Source organism: Exiguobacterium sp. s157 (assembly GCF_018618205.1).
Taxonomy (GTDB): domain Bacteria; phylum Bacillota; class Bacilli; order Exiguobacteriales; family Exiguobacteriaceae; genus Exiguobacterium; species Exiguobacterium chiriqhucha.
The window spans coordinates 1-429 of record NZ_JACSLQ010000030.1; the positions used below are offsets into that span (position 1 = coordinate 1).

Sequence of the window (429 nt, forward strand, 5' to 3'; positions counted from 1 at the left end):
GGTCAGCCATCTCTGTCAGGTGGCCGGGGTGTCACGTCAGGGATACCACGCCTATTTCTCGGAACGGAGGAGACAGATCAGACAGGAGCGCGAATCGAGAGACATGGCTCTTCGTGACTTCGTTCTGAAGGCGTTCCACTTCAAGAAGCGCAAGAAGGGTGCTAGGCAGATCAAGATGGTGCTGTCTGGTCATTTCGGTGTGACGATGAACCTGAAGTGCATCCGACGTATCATGCGGAAATACAACATCGTGTGTCCAATCCGTAAGGCGAAACCATACAAACGGCTCATTAAGGCGACCGCCGAGCACCGGGTGGTGCCGAACCACCTCAAACGCGAGTTCAAACAGGGCACGCCCTATAAGGTGCTTCTCACCGATATCACCTACATATTTTACGGGAACGGTAAGCGGGCCTATCTTTCGACCAT

1 protein-coding gene is annotated in these 429 nt (G+C 53.6%); it reads left to right on the top strand.

Annotation, left to right across the window (positions count from 1 at the left end):
* Window positions 1–429: IS3 family transposase (locus KNP67_RS15670; protein ID WP_251130899.1), on the top strand; the 429-nt coding region annotated here is incomplete at both ends.